Source organism: Flavobacterium sp. ACN2, from assembly GCF_002303885.1.
In the GTDB taxonomy this organism is placed as follows: Bacteria; Bacteroidota; Bacteroidia; order Flavobacteriales; family Flavobacteriaceae; genus Flavobacterium.
Window position 1 is genome coordinate 70,877 of sequence record NZ_MRCM01000016.1, and the last position, 19,619, is coordinate 90,495.

At 34.4% G+C, this 19,619-nt stretch carries 22 protein-coding genes; 9 read left to right on the top strand and 13 right to left on the bottom strand.

What is annotated here, in order from left to right:
- Nucleotides 1-65 precede the first annotated feature (65 nt).
- Nucleotides 66-2,126 (bottom strand): S9 family peptidase, encoded by a 2,061-nt coding sequence (locus BSF41_RS18030; RefSeq protein ID WP_095930896.1) that lies wholly within the window; start codon nucleotides 2,124-2,126, stop codon nucleotides 66-68.
- Between the two features lie 144 nt (nucleotides 2,127-2,270).
- Between BSF41_RS18030 and BSF41_RS18035 the strand changes: the two genes are divergently transcribed.
- A complete protein-coding gene (locus BSF41_RS18035) occupies nucleotides 2,271-2,591 on the top strand; it encodes a YbaB/EbfC family nucleoid-associated protein (protein ID WP_095930897.1) in 321 nt (106 codons plus the stop codon).
- A gap of 87 nt (nucleotides 2,592-2,678) precedes the next feature.
- Here the strand turns inward: BSF41_RS18035 and BSF41_RS18040 are convergent, their stop codons facing one another.
- Nucleotides 2,679-3,698: a low specificity L-threonine aldolase gene (locus tag BSF41_RS18040; RefSeq protein WP_095930898.1), complete on the bottom strand. Its 1,020-nt coding sequence runs from the start codon at nucleotides 3,696-3,698 to the stop codon at nucleotides 2,679-2,681.
- 151 nt (nucleotides 3,699-3,849) lie between these two features.
- Here BSF41_RS18040 and prfB point away from each other — a divergent pair.
- From prfB to lpxD, 3 genes are all read left to right on the top strand, one after another.
- Nucleotides 3,850-4,948 (top strand): peptide chain release factor 2 gene (gene prfB, locus BSF41_RS18045; protein ID WP_141248161.1). Its coding sequence is split into 2 segments (ribosomal slippage): nucleotides 3,850-3,912 and nucleotides 3,914-4,948, totalling 1,098 coding nucleotides; the frame shifts between segments, so codons are not numbered across the junction.
- Between the two features lie 95 nt (nucleotides 4,949-5,043).
- Nucleotides 5,044-5,490: a peptide-methionine (R)-S-oxide reductase MsrB gene (gene msrB / locus BSF41_RS18050; RefSeq protein ID WP_095930900.1), complete on the top strand. Its 447-nt coding sequence runs from the start codon at nucleotides 5,044-5,046 to the stop codon at nucleotides 5,488-5,490.
- 332 nt (nucleotides 5,491-5,822) lie between these two features.
- Nucleotides 5,823-6,821 carry a UDP-3-O-(3-hydroxymyristoyl)glucosamine N-acyltransferase gene (lpxD, locus tag BSF41_RS18055; RefSeq protein WP_095930901.1) on the top strand — a complete coding sequence of 333 codons (999 nt, stop codon included), beginning with the start codon at nucleotides 5,823-5,825 and terminating at the stop codon, nucleotides 6,819-6,821.
- 51 nt (nucleotides 6,822-6,872) lie between these two features.
- On the opposite strand, the gene BSF41_RS18060 is transcribed toward lpxD, so the two are convergent.
- From BSF41_RS18060 to BSF41_RS18075, 4 genes are all read right to left on the bottom strand, one after another.
- A complete protein-coding gene (locus BSF41_RS18060) occupies nucleotides 6,873-7,079 on the bottom strand; it encodes a hypothetical protein (protein ID WP_095930902.1) in 207 nt (68 codons plus the stop codon).
- Nucleotides 7,080-7,083: 4 nt separating this feature from the next.
- Nucleotides 7,084-7,395, bottom strand: a complete 312-nt coding sequence (locus tag BSF41_RS18065) for a DUF3817 domain-containing protein (protein WP_095930903.1) — start codon at nucleotides 7,393-7,395, stop codon at nucleotides 7,084-7,086.
- Nucleotides 7,396-7,397: 2 nt separating this feature from the next.
- A complete protein-coding gene (locus BSF41_RS18070) occupies nucleotides 7,398-7,856 on the bottom strand; it encodes a hypothetical protein (RefSeq protein WP_095930904.1) in 459 nt (152 codons plus the stop codon).
- Nucleotides 7,857-7,926: 70 nt separating this feature from the next.
- The gene (locus BSF41_RS18075) at nucleotides 7,927-8,517 is read right to left on the bottom strand and encodes a TetR/AcrR family transcriptional regulator (protein WP_095930905.1); all 591 of its coding nucleotides are present in this window, start codon (nucleotides 8,515-8,517) and stop codon (nucleotides 7,927-7,929) included.
- A 187-nt stretch (nucleotides 8,518-8,704) separates the two neighbouring features.
- Between BSF41_RS18075 and BSF41_RS18080 the strand changes: the two genes are divergently transcribed.
- The 5 genes from BSF41_RS18080 to hemN all read left to right on the top strand — a co-directional run bounded on the left by BSF41_RS18080 (nucleotide 8,705) and on the right by hemN (nucleotide 13,392).
- Nucleotides 8,705-10,333: an acyl-CoA carboxylase subunit beta gene (locus BSF41_RS18080; protein WP_095930906.1), complete on the top strand. Its 1,629-nt coding sequence runs from the start codon at nucleotides 8,705-8,707 to the stop codon at nucleotides 10,331-10,333.
- A gap of 123 nt (nucleotides 10,334-10,456) precedes the next feature.
- Complete coding sequence (locus BSF41_RS18085; protein ID WP_095930907.1) at nucleotides 10,457-10,879, top strand: DoxX family protein; 423 nt, start codon at nucleotides 10,457-10,459, stop codon at nucleotides 10,877-10,879.
- A 95-nt stretch (nucleotides 10,880-10,974) separates the two neighbouring features.
- Nucleotides 10,975-11,322: a hypothetical protein gene (locus BSF41_RS18090; RefSeq protein ID WP_095930908.1), complete on the top strand. Its 348-nt coding sequence runs from the start codon at nucleotides 10,975-10,977 to the stop codon at nucleotides 11,320-11,322.
- A 108-nt stretch (nucleotides 11,323-11,430) separates the two neighbouring features.
- Nucleotides 11,431-11,907 (top strand): hypothetical protein, encoded by a 477-nt coding sequence (locus BSF41_RS18095; protein WP_095930909.1) that lies wholly within the window; start codon nucleotides 11,431-11,433, stop codon nucleotides 11,905-11,907.
- Between the two features lie 120 nt (nucleotides 11,908-12,027).
- Nucleotides 12,028-13,392, top strand: coding sequence for an oxygen-independent coproporphyrinogen III oxidase (hemN, locus tag BSF41_RS18100; protein ID WP_095930910.1), 1,365 nt, complete (start codon nucleotides 12,028-12,030; stop codon nucleotides 13,390-13,392).
- 20 nt (nucleotides 13,393-13,412) lie between these two features.
- On the opposite strand, the gene BSF41_RS18105 is transcribed toward hemN, so the two are convergent.
- From BSF41_RS18105 to ccoS, 7 genes are read right to left on the bottom strand one after another with little or no spacing between them, the layout of a single operon-like run.
- Entirely contained in the window at nucleotides 13,413-14,114 is a 702-nt protein-coding gene (locus BSF41_RS18105; RefSeq protein WP_095930911.1) for a sulfite exporter TauE/SafE family protein, read from the bottom strand.
- A gap of 6 nt (nucleotides 14,115-14,120) precedes the next feature.
- Complete coding sequence (locus BSF41_RS18110) at nucleotides 14,121-14,570, bottom strand: FixH family protein (RefSeq protein ID WP_095930912.1); 450 nt, start codon at nucleotides 14,568-14,570, stop codon at nucleotides 14,121-14,123.
- Between the two features lie 12 nt (nucleotides 14,571-14,582).
- Nucleotides 14,583-16,001: a cytochrome c oxidase accessory protein CcoG gene (gene ccoG / locus BSF41_RS18115; protein WP_095930913.1), complete on the bottom strand. Its 1,419-nt coding sequence runs from the start codon at nucleotides 15,999-16,001 to the stop codon at nucleotides 14,583-14,585.
- Nucleotides 16,002-16,011: 10 nt separating this feature from the next.
- The gene (locus BSF41_RS18120; protein WP_095930914.1) at nucleotides 16,012-16,950 is read right to left on the bottom strand and encodes a cbb3-type cytochrome c oxidase N-terminal domain-containing protein; all 939 of its coding nucleotides are present in this window, start codon (nucleotides 16,948-16,950) and stop codon (nucleotides 16,012-16,014) included.
- Between the two features lie 2 nt (nucleotides 16,951-16,952).
- Complete coding sequence (locus tag BSF41_RS18125) at nucleotides 16,953-17,147, bottom strand: cbb3-type cytochrome c oxidase subunit 3 (protein WP_095930915.1); 195 nt, start codon at nucleotides 17,145-17,147, stop codon at nucleotides 16,953-16,955.
- A 7-nt stretch (nucleotides 17,148-17,154) separates the two neighbouring features.
- Complete coding sequence (gene ccoN, locus BSF41_RS18130; RefSeq protein ID WP_095930916.1) at nucleotides 17,155-19,341, bottom strand: cytochrome-c oxidase, cbb3-type subunit I; 2,187 nt, start codon at nucleotides 19,339-19,341, stop codon at nucleotides 17,155-17,157.
- Between the two features lie 2 nt (nucleotides 19,342-19,343).
- Nucleotides 19,344-19,535, bottom strand: a complete 192-nt coding sequence (gene ccoS, locus BSF41_RS18135; protein ID WP_095930917.1) for a cbb3-type cytochrome oxidase assembly protein CcoS — start codon at nucleotides 19,533-19,535, stop codon at nucleotides 19,344-19,346.
- Nucleotides 19,536-19,619 lie beyond the last annotated feature (84 nt).

The window sequence follows — 19,619 nt, forward strand, 5'->3', positions numbered from 1 at the left end:
TAGTTAATCAAAGGTCTTTTCTAAATTAACCTTGATAGGTTGCAAATTTAACAAAAAATTTCTAATTAGCTTTTAATTTTTTCTAAATCTAATAAAAAACTAAATTCTTTTGCTAAGTCTTTTAAAGCCTCAAAACGTCCCGAAGCCCCGCCATGACCTGCATCCATGTTGGTATCTAAAAACAAAAGTTTATTATTTGTTTTCAAATCTCGCAATTTCGCAACCCATTTAGCTGGCTCCCAATATTGTACCTGCGAATCATGAAGACCAGTAGACACATACATATTAGGATATTCTTGTGCTTTTACGTTATCGTAAGGCGAATACGACAACATATAATCGTAATATTCTTTCTTGTTTGGGTTCCCCCATTCGTCATACTCTCCAGTTGTAAGCGGAATACTGTCGTCCAACATCGTGGTAATTACGTCTACAAAAGGCACCTGAGCGATAACGCCATTATACAATTCAGGAGCTTCATTTACAATCACTCCCATTAAAAGTCCTCCAGCAGATCCTCCCTCAGCATAAAGATGTTCAGGAGAAGTATACTTTTGGTCTATTACAAATTTAGAGCAATCGATGAAATCTGTAAAGGTATTTTTCTTTTTTAACAGTTTTCCGTCTTCATACCATTGTCTTCCTAAGTCCTCGCCTCCTCTGATATGCGCAATAGCATAAACAAATCCGCGGTCTAAAAGTGATAATCTTGTTGAAGAAAAGTACGTATCCATCGTAATTCCGTACGAACCGTATGCGTAAAGCAGTAACGGATTTTTACCATTTTTCTCCAATCCTTTTCTGTAAACCATCGAAATAGGCACTTTTACACCATCTCTCGCTGTTGCCCAAACTCTTTCTTCTATATAATTGTTCTTATCAAATTTTCCTCCCAAAACCTCTTGTTCTTTCAAGATTTCTTTGGTTTTTGTCTTCATATTAAAATCAATTACAGAAGACGGCGTTGCCAATGATTGATAACTGTAACGCAAAATATCAGTATCAAAATCAACATTGGTTGTCGTGTACGCATTATACGTTTCACTGCCAAAAGGAAGATAATAATCTGGCTCATCGCCCCAAGGCATGATTCTGATATGATTTAATCCGTTAGAACGTTCTTCTACGACTAAATAATTCTTAAAGATTTCAATATCTTCCAACAAGACATCTTCTCTATGCGGAATAAGATCTACCCAGTTTTTCTTTCCTGTTTTACCTTCAGGCGTTTTCATCAATTTAAAATTGGTCGCCTTATCTTTATTGGTTAGAATATAAAAAGAATCTTCGTAATGAGAAATACTGTATTCTAACCCGCGTACACGAGGCTGAAAGACTGTAAATTCTCCATCTGGATTACTTGAGTTTAGAATTCTATATTCTGTCGTCAAAGTACTCCCAGAACCAATTACAATATATTTTCTTGATTTTTCTTTACTGATCGACACATTAAAAGTATCATCAGTTTCATCAAAAACCAAAACATCATTTTCAGATGCAGTATTTAATTTATGTCTAAAAACCTTATCGGCTCTCAACGTAACTTGATCTTGTCTCACATAAAAAATAGTACTGTTGTCATTTGCCCAAACTGAAGCTCCTGTAACATTTTCTATTTTATCCGCCAAGATTTCACCAGTCTCTAAGTTTTTTACTTGAATCGTATAAATTCTTCTTCCAACAATATCTACTCCAAAACTAGCAAATTTGTTATCTGGACTAATGCTTAAACCACCTAATTTGAAATAAGCGTGTCCTTTTGCCATTTCGTTACAATTAAAAAGAATTTCTTCTTCGGCAGAAAGGCTTCCTTTTTTTCTAGCAAAAATTGGATAATCCTGCCCTGTTTCGAAACGTGTAATATAAAAATATCCGTTATAGAAATAAGGAACAGAAGAATCGTCTTCTTTAATCCTTGCTTTCATCTCTTCAAACAGACTATCTTTTAAATTTCGGGTATGAGAAGTCATGCTTTGGTAATAAGCATTCTCCTTATTTAGATAATCAATTACTTCAGAATCCTCTCGGTCATTAAGCCAGAAATAGTTGTCAATTCTAGCTTCTTTATGTTTTTTTAATGTCTTTGGAATTATTTTAGCCTTTGGGGCCGATATATCATTTTGCATTTATTGAGCATTAATTTTTAAATATGAAGACGCAAAAATAGCACAAACCCAACAGAACAGAATTAATTTTTTCTTAAATTATTCTATTGAATTCACACAGCAATATAGTAATTTTGTCTGAAATAATTTAAAAAATCAACAAAAATGGATTTAATGGGAATGATGGGCAAACTTAAAGAAACCCAGCAAAAAATTGAAGATACTAAAAAGCGTTTAGATACTGTTTTGATTGATGAACAAAGCGCTGACGGATTATTAAAAGTTACTATCACTGCAAGCAGAAAAATAAAATCGCTTTCTATTGATGATTCTCTTTTAGAAGATAAAGAGCAATTAGAAGACTATTTAATTGTAACGTTAAATAAAGCTATAGAAAAAGCAACAAGTGTAAACGAAAAAGAATTAGACGCTGTAGCTAGAATGGATATGCCGTCTATTCCTGGAATGGATAATTTGTTTAAATAAGATTCTAAGAAACTAAGATTCTAAGTTTCTGAGTTTTCCCTATTGAAGACTTAGAAACTTAGAATCTTAAAAACTTAGTAACTTTCTCTAAAACTTCGAAAGCGTATCTATTACATACGTATGCATCACTTCTTTATAATCTAAATGTGTTACAATACGAAGTTTGTTATGCCCTAGCGAACTTATCAATATATTTTTCTGTTTTAATTTTTCGATTAGCAATTGGTCGCTGTAACCTTCTGCAAGCGAAAAAATCAAAATATTGGTTTCAACGGGTTCAATAGATGCAATCCAAGGTTTTGTGCTTAAAATCTTTGCAATTTCTTTCGCTCTGCGATGATCTTCTGCCAATCTTTCGATATTATGAGCCAAAGCATATAATCCTGCCGCAGCCAAATAACCAACTTGACGCATTCCTCCACCCAATATCTTCCTGATTCTCAACGCTCTGTGAATATCAGCTTTACTTCCAAGCAGTACAGAACCAATTGGAGCACCTAATCCTTTAGACAAACAAACTGAAATTGTATCGAAAATTGCTCCAAATTCTCTGGGATTCTGTCTTTTAGCCACTAATGCATTCCAGATTCTCGCACCATCTAAATGAAACTTCAAATTATGAGCATCACAGACTTTTTTTATCTCTTTTAAATCTTCTAATTCGTAACAAGCGCCACCACCTTTATTAGTTGTATTTTCTACACAAACCAAACTCGTTAGCGGACTATGATAAAACTCTGGATCGTTTATTGCGGCTTTTACTTGCGCAGCAGTTATCATTCCGCGATTTCCATCCAATAAACAGCAAGAAACACCGCTATTAAAAGAAACTCCTCCACCTTCATAATGATAAACGTGAGCATATTTATCTGCAATTAATTGTTCTCCAGGCTGCGTGTGCAGTTTAATTGCAGTCTGGTTTGCCATAGTTCCAGACGGAAAAAAAAGTCCAGCTTCCATACCAAAAAACTCCGCTGTTCTATTTTCTAATTCAATCACCGTTGGGTCCTGTTTGTATACATCATCGCCGACATGAGCGTTAAACATATACTGAAGCATCTCATAAGTAGGCTTTGTTATGGTATCGCTGATTAAATTTATTTCCATATTCTAAAAACTATATCTTATTTTTGTATGCAAAATTACGTATTACAAATAGTTATTCTGGGCAAGTTTAATAAAATTTAACTCGCTCGTTTCTATAGACCAAATTAACGTAATAATTCTAAAAAACATATAAAAACCTATTAATTAATTTATGACAACAGCCGAACAAGTAAAAGGTATTGTGGAGCGCCTTGGTGCGTTGAGGAGGTATCTTTGACGTCGATGCTAAACTAATCGAGATTGCAAACGAAGAAGAAAAAACTTTTGCTCCTGATTTTTGGAACAATCCAAAAGAAGCAGAGAACATTGTAAAGAACCTTCGAAACAAGAAAAAATGGATTGAAGATTATGACAAAGCCGTATCACTTACAGAAGAATTACAGCTAGCTTATGATTTTTACAAAGAAGGAGAACTTACTGTAGAGGAACTGGATGAACAATATGAAGCGGCACAAGCACATATTGAAAATATCGAGTTCAAAAACATGCTTTCTGACGAAGGCGACAGCTTAAGTGCGGTAGTTCAAATTACTGCAGGAGCTGGCGGAACTGAAAGTTGCGATTGGGCAGGAATGCTGATGCGTATGTACATGATGTGGGGAGAAAGCTATGGCTACAAAATCAAAGAACTTAACTTTCAAGAAGGCGACGTAGCTGGAATTAAAACCGTAACTTTAGAATTCGAAGGAGATTATTCTTTTGGATATTTAAAAGGAGAAAATGGTGTTCACCGTTTGGTTCGTATTTCGCCTTTTGACAGTAATGCAAAACGTCATACTTCTTTCGTATCGGTTTATGTTTATCCATTAGTTGATGATAGTATTGAAATCGACATTAATCCTGCCGATATCGAAATCACAACTTCTCGTTCGAGTGGTGCTGGTGGACAGAATGTAAATAAAGTTGAAACTAAAGTTCAGTTAGTTCACAAACCAACTGGAATTCAGATTCAATGTTCTGAAACCAGATCTCAGCAAGACAACAGACAACGTGCCATGCAAATGCTTCGTTCTCAATTGTATGAAATCGAATTGAAGAAACAACAAGCGCAACGTGCTGATATTGAAGCTGGAAAAATGAAAATCGAATGGGGTTCGCAAATTCGTAATTACGTTATGCAACCTTATAAATTGGTAAAAGACGTTCGTACAGGTTACGAAACCAGCGATGTGGACGGTGTAATGAACGGAAATATCGATCCATTCCTTAAAGCCTATCTAATGATGATGGGACAGAAGGAAGAGGAATAGTATTCAGTGTTCAGTGTTCAGTTTTTTTTTAGTGGTCAGTTGCAGTAAACTTGAAACCTGAAACTTTAAACTTTAAACTTTAAAACAAAAAAGTTATGATAAAATGGGCAGATGTAATTCATTTTACAAATAAAGGAAATCCAACTCCAGACAAAAGAGTGGAGAAAACGGATGAAGAATGGAAACAAATTCTAACTCCAGAAGAATTTCAGGTTACACGTTTAAAGGGAACTGAAAGATCTTTTAGCTCAGAAATGTGCAGTTTATTTGAACCTGGAATTTACGAATGTAAATGCTGCGGCACTTTATTGTTTGATGCCAGCGAAAAGTTCGAATCTGGAACAGGATGGCCCTCTTTTACACAACCCGTAAAAGAAAATGCGGTTGGATATCACGCCGATAGATCTCACGGAATGATCCGTGTTGAAGTAACCTGTAATGTTTGCGATTCGCATTTAGGCCACATTTTTCCTGATGGTCCGCCTCCAAGTGGCTTACGCTACTGCATTAACGCAGTTTCTTTATCAAAAATCAAAGAATAATACATCAAAAAGCGGTTCATTAAAACGAATCGCTTTTTTTATTAAACCCTCACTATAAATGATTTAACAAAACAAATGTAAGCGATAACCTAACAATTAAATTATTTATTTTCTATACTCACTTTTCAATTATTCTACACAAAATACCCAAGCGTCTATTACTCAATTTATTAAAAAACCCTCATTAAATTAATACACTGAATGTTAATTTTGTAAAAATTACCATCTTATTTTAAACATTTATTAAGAAACGTGAAAAAATAATTAGGTAATTAAAATCTAATTCATTTTATTTGGCAAAAAATAACCCTTTAGTCGATTAAAATTTGTCAATGAGATCCTATTCAATTCAAGAAATTAGCGAAGTTATTAATGGTGTAATTTACGGCAGTACTTCACAAAGCGTAACTGCAACAGAACAATTAGAAAAAGCAACGACTTCGGAAATCTCATTTATCGGAAATAAAAAATACGAAAAATACTGGTCGACATCTAATGCTTCCATTGCAGTTGTAAACGAAGATATTTCAATAGAGCCTGGAGAGAACCGCGCTTTTATAAAAGTAAAAAATGCCGATTTGGCAATGTCACAAATCCTTGCCCTTTTTGCTCCCCCTCCCCCAATCTTTCATAACAACATTCATAAAACAGCCACTATAGACGAAACCGCTATAATTGGTGAAGGCGTTAAAATTGGCGCTGGCTGCTACATTGGCCCAAAAGTAGAAATTGGCGCTAACACCGTAATTTATCCTAACGTGACCATTTTAGACGAATGTACAATCGGAAGAAACACGATTATCTGGTCTGGAACCGTTATTCGTGAACGTTGTCATATCGGAAGCGAATGCATCATTCATCCAAATGCAACAATTGGTGCAGATGGTTTTGGATTTCGTCCTTGCACAGAAAAAGGATTGGTAAAGATTCCGCAAATTGGAAATGTTATCATTGGAAATGGAGTTGAAATTGGCGCAAATTCTTGTGTTGACCGAGGAAAATTCAGCTCTACAATTCTTGGCGACGGATGCAAAATTGACAATTTAGTTCAGATTGGACATAATAGCAAATTAGGCAAGTTCTGCATTATGGCTGGAAACAGTGGTTTAGCAGGTTCTGTAACCTTAGGAAACGGAGTTATTATTGGCGGAAGCGCTTCTATAAAAGACCACACTACAATTGGAGATGGTGCCATAATTGGTGCCGGATCTGGCGTTACTGGAGATGTTCCTGCAGGAAAAACAATGTTGGGATACCCTGCCGTTGAAGCTCGTGATGCTTTAAAACAATGGGCTTTGCTTAAACAAATGGTTTGCATTCCTAAAAAATAATTCAATTCTATTTATAAAAAAAACATCCGCTTTTGCGGATGTTTTTTTGTTTTATAAAGCTTCACATTCAAAGCCAATAACTTTCATCAGGAAAATTACTTTTTCGATGATATCATCTTTACATTCAAATCTGAGAATATTATCACGATCTTCAAGATCAAAATTCCATTTTGAATCTGGAAACAAACGATTCAGTTTTGGCGTAACTTTCTTCACTTTCGAAATGCTGTCAACATTTGTTTTGAATACAAAAATCATGATTTTACCCGTTTTTAATCTTACTTAAAATTTTAGAATCAATATAAAAAGTACCAAAGGGAATTATACAAGCTAAAAGCACTTTCCATGTTGTAGTTGCAAACTTCCAGTTCTGCTCTACTCCAACGCTTATTGTATTAAATACAAAAAGTAGAAATAAAGCTCCATGAATGGTTCCTACTGGCCTGGTCAAAAATGGCATTTCAAAAATATATTTCATGGGCATTGCTATAAAAAGCAAAATCAAAAGTGAAGTTCCTTCGAGAAATCCAATAATTCGTAAACGTCCGGTATTGGTGTGAAATAAATTTTTCATAATTATCTAAAATAAGGTCGGTTAGCAAGAGGTGAAAATGGCCACGGAATGGCAATAAAAATGATTATTAAAGCGATAGAAAACCAAATAAGCATGGTTTTAAACTTCTCTTTGTCAGAAAGTTTTCTTTTGGCTAAAGCAGATCCAATTGTTATAAAAATAATCGCTACAAGCATTAAAGTAATATGAATAATTCCGAAGAAAGAAGCATCCAGATTTTGAACAGCATCTTTATAATTTCTCCAAAAATATTTCACAATTGGACTTTGCACATATACCAATATTCCAAAGAGAAGCTGAATATGAGCAATTGTGGCTGTCCAGTGTCTGAGGAGATTATCCTTTTTGGTAAAAGGAAGTTTTTGAGAATAACCTTTGTAAGCAATAAAAATAGAATACAGTAAGCTTACTAATACAAGCCACCTCACAAATGAATGGCCTTCTAAAAGTGTTTGATACATTGTTTTTTGATTTTAGACAATGCAAATATATTCAAAAACATACTAATTGGTATGTTTTTGAATATTAATTTTATTTCAAACCATTCAAATAAACATTAAGTTCCTTTAAATAAACTAGATAAGAAGAATTATCGTTCTGAAGTTTCCCGAAATTTCGTATTCCCCAATAACCAGATAAGATAAAAAATGCTACTTGTTCACCAACGACATCTTTACGAATTAAACCTGCTTCTTTTCCTTTTTCAATTGAATTGATGATGGTTGCCTTCCATAAATCAACCAATTCGGCTAAAGCTTCACTGAATTTAGTATTCCATGGCGTCATTTCCTGAGTAAGATTTCCAACTGGACAGCCGTATTTTACCTGCAGGAAAGGATCTTCAAACAACAAATATGAAATCATATTATAAAAATCTTCAATAGGATTTTGAGAGGCTTCTGTTGGCTTTATGAAATGTTCCTGCATCGTTGGTTTTAGAATTTCTTCAATAATTGCAACTCCCATTTCATCTTTCGTTTTAAAATGATAGTAGAAAGCACCTTTTGTTACTTGAGTTGTCGCAATAATTTCATCAATACTAGTGGTTTGATACCCTTTGGTATAAATCAATTCAAATGCTTTATGTAGAATTGAAAGTCGTGTATTTGCCGCTTTTGACATAAAAAATACTAATTAGTATGAAATAACAAATTAAAGAAAAATAATTGAGTAATCCTTCTCGCCCTACTTTTGAAAAATACAATGAAAAAACATTTGCAAGCTATTTCTTAAATTCGTGAAGCTACTCATTTATTTCAATTGATTTTGTAAATTAGCCAACACTATTTTATCAAATCAATACTACATCATGGATTTAAACTTCAATAAAAACGAAGATCACAATAAATTACTTCTTTCTGAACTAAAACAAAAATTCGCCAAAGTAAAATTAGGCGGAGGCGAAAAAAGAATCGAAAAACTGCATGCTGAAGGTAAAATGACCGCTCGCGAAAGAATTGCTTATTTATTGGATGAAAATTCTAAAAGTATTGAGATTGGAGGGTTTGCTGGAGAAGGAATGTACCCAGAACATGGTGGCTGCCCTTCTGGAGGTGTTGTGGTGAAAATTGGCTACATCAAAGGCAAACAATGTATTGTAGTTGCCAATGATGCAACTGTAAAAGCCGGAGCTTGGTTTCCGATTACAGGAAAGAAAAATCTTCGTGCGCAGGAAATTGCGATGGAAAACCGACTTCCTATAATTTATCTTGTAGACAGTGCAGGAGTTTATCTGCCAATGCAAGATGAAATTTTTCCAGACAAAGAACATTTTGGACGTATTTTTAGAAACAACGCTCAAATGAGCAGCATGGGCATTACCCAAATTGCTGCCGTTATGGGAAGCTGTGTTGCTGGCGGAGCTTATCTGCCAATTATGAGTGACGAAGCTCTAATCGTTGACAAAACGGGAAGTATTTTCCTTGCTGGAAGCTATTTAGTAAAAGCTGCTATTGGAGAAACAATAGACAATGAAACTTTAGGTGGTGCGACAACACATTGCGAAATTTCAGGCGTTACCGATTATAAAGCCAAAGACGATAAAGATGCTTTAGATAAAATCAAAAATATTGTAGATAAAATTGGTGATTTTGATAAAGCAGGCTATAGCCGAATCAAATCGGAAAAACCGGCATTAGAACCAAATGACATTTACGGAATCCTTCCAAAAGCCAGAACCGAACAATACGATATGATGGAAATCATTAAGCGTCTGGTTGATAATTCAGAATTTGAAGCTTACAAAGAAGGTTACGGACAATCTCTAATTACAGGTTATGCCAGAATTGATGGCTGGGCTGTAGGTATTATCGCCAACCAAAGAAAAGTGGTGAAAACCAAAAAAGGAGAAATGCAGTTTGGCGGTGTTATTTATTCTGACAGTGCCGATAAAGCTACTCGTTTTATTGCCAATTGCAACCAGAAAAAAATTCCATTGGTGTTTTTACAAGATGTTACTGGTTTCATGGTAGGTTCAAAATCTGAACATGGCGGAATTATTAAAGACGGTGCCAAAATGGTAAATGCTGTAAGCAATTCAGTTGTTCCAAAATTTACAGTTATTGTCGGAAATTCATACGGAGCAGGAAACTATGCTATGTGCGGAAAAGCTTATGATCCTCGATTAATATTTGCATGGCCAAGCGCAGAACTTGCTGTAATGGGTGGAACTCAAGCGGCAAAAGTATTAGCACAAATTGAAGCTTCTTCGCTTAAAGCAAAAGGAGAGAAAGTCGATGAAGCCAAAGAAACAGAGCTATTCAATAAAATAAAAGCACGTTACGACGAGCAGACTTCTCCTTATTATGCAGCCTCAAGATTGTGGACAGACGCAATTATTGATCCATTAGAAACCCGCAATTGGATTTCAATGGGAATTGAAGCTGCAAACCACGCTCCTATTCAAAAACCATTCAATTTGGGAGTCATTCAAGTTTAGTAATTTAAGAATTCTTAAAGAAACATTAAATTAAAAGCAAGAAGCTTATTTTCAATATGTTAAAAATAAATATTTAATTAAAAATTAGTAACTTAGTAATGTAATTTTTAATCACACAACATCATGGAAAATGTAAAAAGTTTGAATAAATGGGCAAATTCGCACACTTATTTACCAGTTGATTTAGTACGTATTGTTTTGGGTGGATTTTTATTTATGAAAGGTGTCTCTTTCGTCACCAATATTCAATACCTGCATGATTTGATTTCCCCTATCGATAAGTATGGCGGAGGTATGTTTATGCTACATTACATTGCTCCTGCCCACATGATTGGTGGTATAATGATTATTTTTGGACTTTTAACCAGATGGGCAATAGCAGCTCAATTACCAATTTTATTCGGAGCCGTTCTCATTAACTTTATGGGACAAATGCACTCCGAAAGTTTAGTTTTAGCATTAATCATTTTATTTGTCTGCATCTTTTTCCTATTCTATGGAAGCGGTAAACACTCGGCAGATTACTATTTTAAAATGCAACAATAACTCTTAAGGCCCCATTTTATTGGGGTCTTTTTTTTGAGTGTTAATTAATTCTATAAAATTTCTTTAATTGCGTTTTATGACTTAAATTCGCCGGCATGAATTGGATTCGTAAAACCGTTATTTTCATTACGCTTTTGCTAGCGGGATTGTTTGCTTATCAGGCAGACCAAGCTTCTGCACGCATAATCGAAACAGAAAAATCGGATACCAATTTCTGTAAAGACGTTTTAGATTCTTCTGCATTTATACAGCCTCAGGGAAGTTATCAGTTTGCGGCAAACATCAAAACAAATCCTAGCGGAATTATTAAATGTTTTGACACGCTATTACCGTTAATCCCACAACATCAAACCGTTACTTATAACACAGCATATACTAAACTCTTTACTACTCAAAGTAAAAAGGTTTTGGTCATACTTTATGCTTTCCATTTTTTCTGGTAAATAAATACTTGATTTTTCTTTAGAAGATTTATTCTTCTAGCTCTTAATTAGCCGTTTTCAAACTGAAAACCGCTTTGTATATCATTTATTTATTTCATTAAAAACATCATGGAAACTACTACTACCATTATGGGTATTGTGATTTTAATTATTGTCGCTATCCCAGTATATTTTTCTGCGCGCTCATCTGCAGCTAGTAAATCAAGAATTTTAAACATCAAGAAAAGATTCAATCCAAATCATCCAGAAGATTTTGACTTGACAGAATCAATCAACAATAAGACTTTAACGATTGACCAGAAAAATAATAAATTCATTTTGATGAATTTCAATCCAAATCAGCAGGAATCAACCTATGTCGACTTAAATACAATTGCTTCCAGCAAATTAATTCCGACAACAGATGCTGGTTCTGATACAATTATCAAAATTGATTTCGAATTTCAAGAAAAAGAAACATCCAAAAAAATATTAATTCCATTCTATGATTTTGATGATGACCGCATCAAACAGATTAGTGTCTATCAAGATCATCAGTTTGCGAAAAAATGGCTTAAAATCATCCAAGATTCTATATCACGTTAGTTATTTAATTCAGTAAAGAGACTCAATTTTGGGTCTCTTTTTTTTTACAAGTTATATGATATTTGTCATTTTATGTCTTCGCCTTAAGTTTTAATTTTGATGAAAACTAAATCCGTCGTTATGAAAATTTCTTTGACACAAAAGTACAATGTCCCAGGTCCAAGATATACTAGTTATCCGACAGTTCCATATTGGAACGAAGCTGACTTTACATCAGAAAAATGGATTACTACTTTAAAACAATCATTCTCAGAAAGCAATTCAAAGAACGGAATCAGTTTATACATTCACCTGCCTTTTTGCGAAAGCATGTGCACTTTCTGCGGATGCAACAAACGTATTACTAAAAATCATTCAGTAGAAGAGAAATACATTCAGGCAGTTCTTAAAGAATGGGAAATGTATTGTGATTTACTTCCAGAAAAGCCCGTTATTAAAGAAATACATTTAGGGGGAGGAACTCCAACATTCTTTTCAAAAGAAAATCTGGAGAGCCTTATAAACGGAATTTTTAAAAATGCTGTGAAAGCAGCAAATCACGAATTTAGTTTTGAAGGACACCCAAACAATACAACTTACGAACAGCTTAAAAAACTTTACGAATTAGGCTTTCGCCGAGTAAGTTTTGGAGTTCAAGATTACTCTGCAACTGTTCAAAAAGCTATAAATAGAATTCAGCCATTTCATAATGTTGCCAAAGTAACTTTTTGGGCAAAAGAAATTGGCTACACATCAATTGGACACGATATTATCTTTGGACTTCCGTTTCAAACTATTGAAGATGTAATAGATACAGTTGAAAAAACCAACTCATTAAAACCAGACAGGCTAGCATTTTACAGTTATGCGCACGTACCTTGGATAAAAGGGAATGGACAACGAGGTTTTAATGACGAAAATCTACCTAAAGATTCGGAAAAAAGAAAACTGTATGAAATTGGTAAAAAACTTTTAATTCAAAACGGCTATCATGAAATTGGTATGGACCATTTTGCTTTAGCAGACGATAGTTTATATAAAGCCGCACATAACGGAAATCTGCACAGAAATTTCATGGGCTATAGTGCTTCTAAAACACAAGTTATGATTGGACTTGGCGTATCTTCTATTAGCGACAGCTGGTATAGTTTTGCACAAAACACCAAAAGTCTAGAGGAATATTACGAGATTTTAGAGTCTGACCAACTTCCTGTTGTAAAAGGTCATATTTTGAACGCTGAAGATCTAATCATTAGAAAACATATTCTGAATTTAACCTGCGAATTGGAGACTTCCTGGTCTGGTGAATCTCTCAATTTTGCCGAACTTCCTGAGGTTATAATTGCTTTAAAAGAAATTAAAAACGATAATTTAATTGTTGTTGAAAGTAATAAAATCAAAATTACAGAAGAAGGAAGACCTTTTGTACGTAATATTTGTATGGCTTTTGATTTACATCTAAAAAGAAAGTCACCGGAAACAAATTTGTTTTCGATGACCGTATAAAATCTTTTTAAAATATCTTTTTAGTGGCAGTTTGGAGTCTGCTGCACAAATAAACTCATGTTTGAAGGAGAAATATAAGGAATACCCAATCCTAATCCGCGAAGGATAAATAAAACTCCAATTATAACTGCTACATAAGGAATTGCCTTTTGAATTTTGTTTCTGAAAGGCAATTTAAGCAATGTATTGACATAAACTACAATAGTCATCAAAGGAATTGTTCCGATTCCAAACAAAAGCATATAAAGCACACCAAAACCTGCACTCTGCATGGCAATTGCTCCAAACAAAGCAACATAAACCATTCCGCAAGGCAAAAATCCGTTTAGAAGACCAATTGTAAAAAGAGATTTATAGCTCTTGTTTTTAAACTGACTTCCTAAATTCGCTTTAATTTTAGAAATGATTTTATATACTGGCTTAGAAAAATTGTATTGCGCAAATTTCTTCTCAGGAATCAAAACCACGACAATCATAATTACACCAATAATTATTGACATTTTCTGCTGTAATCCTGCGAGAAAAAAACCTCTTCCTAGCAATCCAAAAATCAACCCAATTGCTGAATACGCAGTTAATCGACCAAAATGATATGTCATAATCTGTGTTGCTCTTTTGGCTTCATTTTGCCTGTCTACAGGAAGCATCATAGCAATTGGTCCGCACATTCCAACACAATGCAGACTACTGATTAAACCTAAAAAGAAAGCAGAGAATAACATTTTATTTTAGTTTACGTAAATAACTTCTTTAGTGAGATATTTTTTACCCTCATACTGCCACTCCATATTAACATCCCAGCGTCCTTTCAATAATTTTTTCTGTGGAATAATAATTTCTGAATTAGTTAAAGCAATTTGAGTATTAAAATCGAATTTTTTGTTTGAAGGTCTATACAATTGAATATTCCCTTTCACTTTGTCACTTTCAAATCCTGCAGGAAAAATTACCGCTACACCATCTTCAGTATATTTTATTGATGGCTTATGCTGTAAATCGTGTGCATTTTGAATCCTTGCCATTTCGTCCTGAAAGTGCGTATCGTGTTTGTAATATTCTTCAACTACCAGATCGTTATCGTATTTAGAATTTGACTGCACTTCAAAAACAAAATATAAAATGAATGTCATAAACAATCCGAATGCAATGACAATTCCAGTTCCCCAATTAAATTTCATAATACTATATTTTTAATTAAAACTACGTGGTCCTAAGAAATTTGTTGTTGTTGTTTCTATGAGTTCAGAACCATTATAAACCCCAATTTTCACCTTTGTTTTATCACTTTCCAATAAAACTTCATCGATTTCGATGAATAATGTTCCTTGAGAAATTCCTTCTTTTGCAACCTTAAAATGTCTCTTACCAACATTTTTAATTTCTCCCTTTTGATCGATTAATTCGAAATGAATATCGTTGTAATCTTTCATCGTTTTGTTTACAATTTTATACGTGTAAACATTACTAATTTTTTCCCCATTGTGCTGGAACAACTGACCTGGCAAACGTAAAACCACCGCTTGAACATCAGTTCTTAAAAACAGCATACCAACAAAAATACTCAATAAAATAAAGAGAACAGCCGTATAACCTTTCATTCTTGCTGTAAATTTGAAAGGCTCTTTTTTAGCAATTTCATCTTCAGAAGCATAACGGATAAGACCTTTTGGCAATCCTACAGATTCCATAATATGATCGCACTCATCGATACAAGCTGTACAGTTTGTACATTCTAACTGAGTTCCGTTTCTAATGTCAATTCCCATAGGACAAACATGAACACATTGCAGGCAATCAATACAATCTCCTTTTCCAGTTGATGTTCTGTCTTCATTTTTCTTGAATTTTGCACGTCCTTCTTCTTTTTCACCACGAACAAAGTCGTAAGCAACATTTATAGATTTATTATCTAAAAGAACACCTTGTAATCTTCCATATGGGCAAGCAATAATACAAACCTGTTCACGAAACCATACAAAAACAAAATAGAAAACTCCAGTAAATATTAGTAACGCTATAAAATTGCTTGCTTGTTTTATCGGGCCTTGCTCAATCATTAAAAATAATGTGTCGCTTCCTACCAAATAAGCAAGAAAGACATTAGCGATAAGGAAAGAGATCAGAAAGAAAATAGTCCACTTAATCAGTCTTTTTCTAATTTTTTCTGCATTCCATTCTTGTTTTGCTAGACGAGTTTGCGCTCCGCGATCTCCATCGATCCAATATTCTATTCGACGGAAAACCAATTCAAGAAAAATAGTCTGCGGACAAATCCATCCACAAAAAATCCTCCCAAAAACAACAGTAAATAAGAGTATAAATACAACGCCGATCAGCATTGAAATTACGAAAAGATAAAAATCCTGTGGCCAAAAAGGGAATCCAAAGATATTAAAACGACGCTCTAAGATATTGAACATCATAAACTGATTCCCATTAACCTTGATAAAAGGATTTATGAATAAAATTGCCAACAAAACATAGCTGACAATTTTTCTATAATCATAAAATTTACCAGACGGTTTTTTAGGAAATATAAATTTTCGTTTTCCACCTTCATCTATTGTTCCAATGGTATCTCTAAAAGCTTCGTCTGGTAAATTTGACATGATATTCTAATTATTTTTTAACTTGTGTGGTATCTTTTGGTGCTGCAGCGGCCGCATCTGTTTTAGGGGCACTATCATCTACCCAAACTTCTCCTTCAGCTTCTTTTGGGTCTTTAGGATTACTTCCTCGTAAAGAAAGAATATAACTTGCCACTTTTTGTATTTCTTTTGGTTTAAGGGTTCCTTTCCAAGCAATCATCCCTTTACCATCTCTACCTCCATTTGTAATAGTGTGGAATAAATTTTTAATTCCTCCTCCTAAAATCCATTTATCATCTGTAAGGTTAGGCCCAATTTGACCTCCTCCATCTGCACGGTGGCATGCGGCACAATTGGTTGTAAAGATTGTTTTACCTTCATCCAAACTTGGTGCATCAGTTAGTAAAACAACTGTTTTTTCATCCATTAAATCTGGTGCTGTTTTCATGTATTCTGCAACATCAATCTTTGCTTGAGCTAATTCTTTTTTCAGCTCCATTTCTTGATCATCAGCTCCTAAAACATCGTAACGAACTACATAGATTACTCCAAAAATGATACAGATGTAGAATAAATATACCCACCATGGTGGTAAATTATTATCTAATTCTTTGATTCCGTCATAATCATGATCCATCAATAAATCAGCTTCTTTCTCAATCGGTTCTGTTTTAGTCAATTTATGCATAAGGTTTTTAAACCAAGTGCTTTCTTTGAAGCTTAAACTTTCTTCAAGTTCTTTTTGCGCTTTTTCTTCTGGTGATAGCAATTGATACATCACTCGATTTACAGCGCTAAGCGTAATTTCGATTGCAATCAGAATAAATAAAAAGACAAATAAAAACAGGGCTACCATTGGGAACTTTACAAAAGCTGGCTTATCGCCTGAGTCTATAAAATATTCCATCAAAGCAAATACGATGAAGAAAATCAACGGTACTCTAACATATACTGGGAAAAACTTTTTCATTTTTATCTATCTTTTGTAATTACACTAAGTCCTTCATCTAAAGGTATATTACTCATTTCTTGAATTTTTTCTTTTCTATAAGAGAATACCCAAACGCCTAATCCTACAAAGAATAAGAAGAAAATTAAGAGGGAAATAATCGGGTAAACTTCTATACCCGATATTGTTTCCATATTGTGTTTTATTTGTTCAAACATAATGCTGTTATTTTGAAGTTTCTTTTACTTTAATATCAGTACCAAGTCTTTGAATATAAGCGATCAAAGCAACGATTTCTCTTTCGTTCATTGGAATGAATTTCTCGCCTTTTGCTTCAGCTTTTTTACGGCTATCTTCATAACTCTTGACGAAATCAGGATCGCTTTCTAAGTTTTTTTCTATCTTAACAGCCTGCTCTCTTAATGTTCTTTGCGCATTTGCAACCTCTTCTGGAGTATATGGCACCCCTAAAGAAATCATTGCCTGCATTTTCTTCTGAGTCAATGAAATGTCCATCGGTTTGTTATCAAACAACCATTTGTAACCTGGCATAATTGATCCCGCAGATGTACTTTGCGGATTCCACATGTGGTTAAAATGCCAATTGTCATTATACTTACCACCTACTCTTAACAAATCTGGTCCAGTACGTTTTGACCCCCATAAGAATGGATGGTCATAAACAAACTCACCCGCTTTTGACTGAACTCCATAACGTTCAACCTCACTTCTGAACGGACGAACGGACTGAGAGTGACATCCAACACAACCTTCTCTGATGTATAAATCACGTCCTTCAAGCTCTAACGGCGTATATGGTTTTACACTTGAAATAGTTGGAATATTTGATTTTACCATTATTGTTGGAACAATCTGAATAATACCTCCAATTAAAATTGCAATAGTTGCTAAAATGGTTAACTGGATTGGTTTTCTTTCTAACCATGAGTGGAATTTCTCTCCACTTAATCTACTGCTTTTTATTGTCTGTAAAGCTGGAGCCTGAGCCAATTCATCTTCAATTGTATTACCAGCTTTTACAGTCATAATAATATTATAAACCAAGGTCAGCATACCTATTAGATACAAACTACCTCCAATAGCTCTCATCCAATACATTGGCATAATAGCTGTTACGGTTTCAAGGAAGTTACCATAAGTTAAAGTACCATCTGGATTAAATTGTTTCCACATTGATGCTTGTTGGAAACCAGCCACATATAACGGAATTGTATACACAATAATACCTAAAGTCCCAATCCAGAAATGGAAGTTTGCTAATTTCTTAGAGAATAGCTCTGACTTTGTCATTCTTGGAATCAGCCAATAGATAATACCAAATGACATGAAACCATTCCAAGCTAAAGCCCCTACGTGTACGTGTGCTACGATCCAGTCCGTATAATGCGCAATAGCATTTACGTTTTTTAAAGATAACATCGGACCTTCAAAAGTTGCCATACCGTAACCTGTAATTGCCACTACGAAGAATTTTAAAACGGGTTCTTCACGAACTTTATCCCAAGCTCCTCTTAACGTAAGAAGACCATTGATCATACCTCCCCAAGATGGAGCAATTAACATTACTGAGAATGCAACCCCTAAATTCTGAGCCCAGTTTGGCAATGCAGAATATAATAAGTGATGAGGTCCTGCCCAGATATATATAAAGATTAAAGACCAGAAGTGAATAATAGATAATCTATAAGAATAAACAGGTCTGTTTGCAATTTTTGGAACGAAATAGTACATTAATCCCAAGAAAGGGGTTGTAAGGAAGAATGCCACCGCATTATGCCCGTACCACCATTGCACAAGCGCATCCTGAACACCTGCATATACAGAGTAGCTTTTTAATGCTGAAACCGGAATTTCTATATTATTAAAGATATGAAGTACTGCTACCGTTACAAATGTTGCTAAATAAAACCAGATTGCAACATACAAGTGACGCTCTCTACGACGCAGCATGGTTCCAATCATATTGATTCCCATTACCACCCAAATTAAAGCGATTGCAATGTCAATTGGCCACTCTAGCTCTGCATATTCTTTAGAAGAAGTATAACCTAACGGAAGTGTAATTGCGGCTGCTACAATAATTAACTGCCATCCCCAGAAATGAAGATTACTTAAAAAATCACTAAACATTCTGGCTTTTAGCAATCTTTGTAGCGAGTAGTACATACCAGCAAAGAAAGCATTACCCACAAAGGCAAAAATAACTGCATTGGTGTGTAACGGTCTCAAACGGCCGTAACTAAGCCACGAAATCCCATCTGTAATGTTGGGAAAAAGGTACATTACCGCAAGGGTAAGTCCCACTAACATACCCACAACACCAAATAGTATTGTGGCGTAAATGAATTTTTTTACAATTTTGTTGTCGTAATAAAACTGTTCCATTTCCATAATTATACTTGTTTTTCTTCGATTGGTGAATTATTATTTTGGGAATTAATTTTGGTTTCGTCATCAAAAAGAATTCTGACTGAAGGGGTATAATCATCATCGTACTGTCCAGACTTGACAGCTGCGATAAAGGCAATAAAGAAACAGATTGCCACAAAAATACTTACTGAAATTAATAGATAAATAACACTCATACCTTAGATTTATATTAACAAAATTACTTCGTTAAGGGCGCATAAAATATGATAATTATCATAAACAAAAAGATATGTTAAATT

Excerpts from the sequence above, each read along its gene's own strand:
- BSF41_RS18030 (WP_095930896.1), bottom strand. The coding sequence starts at position 2,126 with ATGCAAAATGATATATCGGCCCCAAAGGCTAAAATAATTCCAAAGACA.
- BSF41_RS18035 (WP_095930897.1), top strand. The coding sequence starts at position 2,271 with ATGGATTTAATGGGAATGATGGGCAAACTTAAAGAAACCCAGCAAAAA.
- BSF41_RS18040 (WP_095930898.1), bottom strand. The coding sequence starts at position 3,698 with ATGGAAATAAATTTAATCAGCGATACCATAACAAAGCCTACTTATGAG.
- msrB (WP_095930900.1), top strand. The coding sequence starts at position 5,044 with ATGATAAAATGGGCAGATGTAATTCATTTTACAAATAAAGGAAATCCA.
- lpxD (WP_095930901.1), top strand. The coding sequence starts at position 5,823 with ATGAGATCCTATTCAATTCAAGAAATTAGCGAAGTTATTAATGGTGTA.
- BSF41_RS18060 (WP_095930902.1), bottom strand. The coding sequence starts at position 7,079 with ATGATTTTTGTATTCAAAACAAATGTTGACAGCATTTCGAAAGTGAAG.
- BSF41_RS18065 (WP_095930903.1), bottom strand. The coding sequence starts at position 7,395 with ATGAAAAATTTATTTCACACCAATACCGGACGTTTACGAATTATTGGA.
- BSF41_RS18070 (WP_095930904.1), bottom strand. The coding sequence starts at position 7,856 with ATGTATCAAACACTTTTAGAAGGCCATTCATTTGTGAGGTGGCTTGTA.
- BSF41_RS18075 (WP_095930905.1), bottom strand. The coding sequence starts at position 8,517 with ATGTCAAAAGCGGCAAATACACGACTTTCAATTCTACATAAAGCATTT.
- BSF41_RS18080 (WP_095930906.1), top strand. The coding sequence starts at position 8,705 with ATGGATTTAAACTTCAATAAAAACGAAGATCACAATAAATTACTTCTT.
- BSF41_RS18085 (WP_095930907.1), top strand. The coding sequence starts at position 10,457 with ATGGAAAATGTAAAAAGTTTGAATAAATGGGCAAATTCGCACACTTAT.
- BSF41_RS18090 (WP_095930908.1), top strand. The coding sequence starts at position 10,975 with ATGAATTGGATTCGTAAAACCGTTATTTTCATTACGCTTTTGCTAGCG.
- BSF41_RS18095 (WP_095930909.1), top strand. The coding sequence starts at position 11,431 with ATGGAAACTACTACTACCATTATGGGTATTGTGATTTTAATTATTGTC.
- hemN (WP_095930910.1), top strand. The coding sequence starts at position 12,028 with ATGAAAATTTCTTTGACACAAAAGTACAATGTCCCAGGTCCAAGATAT.
- BSF41_RS18105 (WP_095930911.1), bottom strand. The coding sequence starts at position 14,114 with ATGTTATTCTCTGCTTTCTTTTTAGGTTTAATCAGTAGTCTGCATTGT.
- BSF41_RS18110 (WP_095930912.1), bottom strand. The coding sequence starts at position 14,570 with ATGAAATTTAATTGGGGAACTGGAATTGTCATTGCATTCGGATTGTTT.
- ccoG (WP_095930913.1), bottom strand. The coding sequence starts at position 16,001 with ATGTCAAATTTACCAGACGAAGCTTTTAGAGATACCATTGGAACAATA.
- BSF41_RS18120 (WP_095930914.1), bottom strand. The coding sequence starts at position 16,950 with ATGAAAAAGTTTTTCCCAGTATATGTTAGAGTACCGTTGATTTTCTTC.
- BSF41_RS18125 (WP_095930915.1), bottom strand. The coding sequence starts at position 17,147 with ATGTTTGAACAAATAAAACACAATATGGAAACAATATCGGGTATAGAA.
- ccoN (WP_095930916.1), bottom strand. The coding sequence starts at position 19,341 with ATGGAAATGGAACAGTTTTATTACGACAACAAAATTGTAAAAAAATTC.
- ccoS (WP_095930917.1), bottom strand. The coding sequence starts at position 19,535 with ATGAGTGTTATTTATCTATTAATTTCAGTAAGTATTTTTGTGGCAATC.